Source organism: Mesotoga infera (genome assembly GCA_011045915.1).
In the GTDB taxonomy this organism is placed as follows: domain Bacteria; phylum Thermotogota; class Thermotogae; order Petrotogales; family Kosmotogaceae; genus Mesotoga; species Mesotoga infera_D.
Window position 1 is genome coordinate 1 of record DSBT01000231.1, and the last position, 4030, is coordinate 4030.

Consider the following 4030-nt stretch of genomic DNA (forward strand, 5'->3'; position numbering starts at 1 on the left):
CTCCTGAGAGAATCAATCAATGTATAGAGCCTATCATCGGGTGTTTCAATCTCAAAGGCATTAATGAGATCCTTCGCCATATACTCAATTACCATTCTAGAATTAGAGTTAATAGACTGAATGCTAACTGGTTCGTAGCCTAGAAGTTGCTTCAGATCATTTAGCGTCCTCTTCAGAGAAGCACTGACTCGCAGACTTCGGAGGGAACATATTTGATCGGTTACCTGATTAATCAAACTGGAAAGAATATCTCCCACTATGTCGCCTCCAATACTGTGTCTTTCGCGAATTGTGTATAGCGCATTTTTCACTAGTTCAAGTTTTTCACTCTCATATACGAACAGGTTTAGAGATGCACAGTGTTTCGATGTTTCGAGCCAAATCTTGCTTTTTTCAATCATTATCTCAAGTGCCTTCTTATAAGAAGAAGCGTTTGATGGCAAGATCTCCGAAATCCTCTGACCTGCAATAATTGGAAAGAAGACATCTTCGAAAGGAAATCCTAGGCTTTCTAGAACAGTGAGTGAAGATGTAAATACGTCCAAGACCTCTTCAAACAGGGAAACGCTCGATGAAAGAGATTCAATATTTGTCCTGGGAATACGGAGTGTCAAAATCCCTTTGAAATCGAAATCTTCAGTTTCTTCAAAAAAAACGAATATACCTCTCCAAGACAAAAGCGGATTCTTATCCAAGTTCAAACGTCTTCCAAGATGTTCCTGCAACTTCTCCAGAACAGCGCCTGCAGGGTCAAAGTGCTTCGAGGAATGAGTCGAGAGAACGAGTAAAGGTTTCTCTTGAAGTGATAATTCGGCACCATGATCGAAAATATCACCTTCGTAAATATTGAAAGACCTTATCCCATACTCAGATTCAACAGCAAATTGGTCAATAATCTTAGATTCTCCCACGAGACAACCTCCTTCGATTGCCTTGAACAGAAGATCCGAATTTGTCCGTTCGACTATCCAGAAGTTCTATCGCAAGCATTCATTTAGATTCCTAGAACATCCGTTCCTTGATTTAATCTCTTGGCATCATAGTTAGCAAGTTACTATGGCTCTGATAGCTACTTAATCGCTTCTATCCACAATTTTCCAATAATTTGAGCCGGACTTCAGTTACGAGAAAGTTTGTCTGCTGGAAGAAGCGAGTTTTCGAAAGTCCCTGAACGCCTTTTGCACTAAGTAGAAGCCACTAAGTCATCATCCTTTTCTTTGTCGAGAGCCTAACAACACCTAGCTCAAATCTGCCTCTGAAGCCTTATTTAAAGTCTCTTCTGCATACTTCTTGCAAGCCGCAGCAAGTGACCTAACACAAGCTTTCATCGCCTCAACAGTTTCTAGTTCCAGAGACTTAACACGCATCTGTCTTGACTTGCATGGGATAACGAATTGCGTCTTCATTTCCGATACCTTTCTTGCAAGCTAAAGCAAAATCTCGACCGCATCAAGAAGTACTGGATACAGAAGTGACATTAGCTGATACGGTGCCCCTGAATTGGTTACTATTGGTCGAGAGAGTTATTGGAGACACTTCTCTCAAGTCTTCGAAAATCCTCTCAATCGCTTCCTCTTCAATCAATACTCAGTAGTGTCCGGCTTTGATGAAGGAATCAATGAACTTCTTCATCGGTACCTCCAGAAAGCTTAAGTTCTCTTTGTATTCCAGAAAAGGTGGTGGGAAAGTGCAGCCTCCTGGGTAATATGCTGCAGATTCTATTACTAAATTCTCGTCCTCCTTACGTATCGTGAAACCATAAATAATCATGGGATCGGAAAGAATTGAGTATTCAGAATCTTCATCATCCGGATCATACGAAAACGAACTGCCATCTGCACTCACAATTGGAGATTCAGTTCCTCCCATGATGAATGGGAAGAACAACATTAGGTTTTCTTCCAGAATTTCTCTTCGTAAGTCTCTTTCTTTTCGATCACTGAACTCGGGAATGGAAGAATAGTCTTCAGCAGAACCTATTCCGGAAGTTGGTTCCATTTCGGGATCAAGTATTGTCTTGCAGTAATCGAGTGTCTTTTCAGTGAACCTCACTAGATCGAACTTTTCGATTTCTACAGTTTTCTTCATGATTCCTCCTCTTGTTTGTACCAGCATTTTCTTTTGCTTCTTCGCTTTGAAATCTCCAGATAATGTTATCCAGTAATCTAGGAGTCATGTTTGGAAATGAGTGTCTGAGAAATTTACAAGCTGACTGGACTATTCTGCATGCAAGGTCAGGAGTTATGCTTTCGCATTCAGTTGCAGTCTGCAGGAATCTTAAGATCATTCTGTCCGGCTTCACAAAGTCATCGGAACCGATCAGCATATAGAAGTATCTGAGAGATATTCCACTTCTCTGCCCTGGAATGCTCAAAACAGATTTCTCAAACTCCTCGTTATTTAACAAGAAGCTAGAATCCTTCAGGTATTCAACATCCTGTGCTCTCACTGCTTCAGAAAACATCATGACCGCTTCAGCTTTTAGTATTCCGTTGACAGTAGAGGTCCGTTGCTTGTTTCCGAAGACCTCTGCGGCCATTCTTTGTGGCGAGTATGTGTGATACAGTGAGAGGAAGGATGAAACTGAAAACGATTCGGAAGTACCTTCAGCGCCCAGAAATCTGCAGAATCTGTCTACTGTGTTTCTTGTAGAAGCGTAACTCACGCCTATCGAGAAAACCGTATCGATTATGCATAAAGGCAAATTCGGATAACTGTATTCGCTTCCAAGCTCGGCAGAATCAAGATCGAGTTTCTCGAAGCAGTACTTGGCAGTCAATTCTGAAAGAGATTCCAATCTGTCTGTATTCATTCAATTATTATTCTCCTTGAGCGAAATAAAGTCTGTCTCGATTCCCCTATGAGATATTTCAATTCCCCCTGAAACGAGAAGAGAGTCGATACCAATCTCGATCGAAAAAGGAAAGAGCTCAGGTGATCTGCCGATTTCCTCAACACCAACTGATCCACTTTCCCTGCTCAATAGTAGGCTGTGAATCAACCATTGTGCTACGTGCTTTCCTTCCACGGCAATTCGCAGCTTTTTAACGGTGGCATATGTCTTAGACTCTTTTGTACTCTCTATAATTTTCCACATTAGCATGGTTTGTACTACCCTTGAACAGGCTCTGGTAAGTGTTGACCTCTCTCCCCAAATCTTACTGATTCTGTCGTGCACTTGACTGACTTTGAAGTAACCCTGAAGGGCAACGAGCTTCCCGATGATTGCTACTATATCTCTGAAGAAAGGGTAGGTTGCTATGCTCATGCCCCAGTGGAATATTCTGTTGTCAATCTCCGGATTCACTTTCAGAATCTCAAGAGCCCTCTTTCGCAAAGGCATCAGCTTTGTGTTGCTGTCGAGCCACATTCTTGAAATGACGAGTCTTGTCTTTCTTCTCGCATCTCTTCCAGGAAGATCTAAGGCCATGAATCTCTCCTGCTGTTCTCTTATGTGCTGAGTGCTCTCACCTTCGACCAGTAGTTCCATAGTCATATCTAGCCATTCCTTCTTTATCTGTCTATCAAATCCAAGCATCTTCGACAATTTGCTCATCCTTTCCTTAGTCTGATAAGTGGAACGATAACCTCTTCTAGTGTCAAACCTCCATGAGATATCACAACCGAGTTAGCTGTTGTGAAAGCCCATCTTCCTCGAGCTACTAGCGGAAAGAAATCCTTCGGAAGTCCCGCCGGAACCCACTCTATCGAATTTGGGTATTCAAGATGGATTTTTCCTCTCAGTAGCCGATCTTTGTAGATTCTAACCCTTTCACCTCTTGTCTCCGCAATCAAGCCTTCAGAAGGATTCCCCATTCCGTATGCTTCTACGTTTCCATGATCACTAGTTAGAACGACTTCATAGCCCTCCCTGAAAAGTAGTTTGCATAGATCTAGAAAGCAGCTTTCCTTTACCCAGGTTTCTGTAGCAGCTAAAAGTGCCTTCATACCAATGTTTTCACCATGAGCCTTTTCGTCAAGTTCTCTTATGACAATCCCAATCAACGGCTGTCCTTTTCCGATAGACCGC

5 protein-coding genes are annotated in these 4030 nt (G+C 42.2%); all 5 read right to left on the bottom strand.

The features are described 5' to 3' along the window. Positions 1-911, bottom strand: a 911-nt coding sequence (locus ENN47_07980; GenBank protein HDP78106.1) for a hypothetical protein, incomplete at its 3' end; no start/stop codon positions are given. Between the two features lie 676 nt (positions 912-1587). Continuing rightward, the gene (locus tag ENN47_07985) at positions 1588-2088 is read right to left on the bottom strand and encodes a hypothetical protein (GenBank protein HDP78107.1); all 501 of its coding nucleotides are present in this window, start codon (positions 2086-2088) and stop codon (positions 1588-1590) included. Then, the gene (locus ENN47_07990) at positions 2039-2812 is read right to left on the bottom strand and encodes a hypothetical protein (protein HDP78108.1); all 774 of its coding nucleotides are present in this window, start codon (positions 2810-2812) and stop codon (positions 2039-2041) included. Before ENN47_07990 ends, ENN47_07985 begins: the two co-directional genes overlap by 50 nt. Next, the gene (locus ENN47_07995) at positions 2813-3556 is read right to left on the bottom strand and encodes a hypothetical protein (protein HDP78109.1); all 744 of its coding nucleotides are present in this window, start codon (positions 3554-3556) and stop codon (positions 2813-2815) included. Next, positions 3553-4030 (bottom strand): PglZ domain-containing protein (locus ENN47_08000; protein ID HDP78110.1); only part of this gene is annotated, 478 nt, incomplete at its 5' end. The genes ENN47_08000 and ENN47_07995, both read right to left, overlap by 4 nt.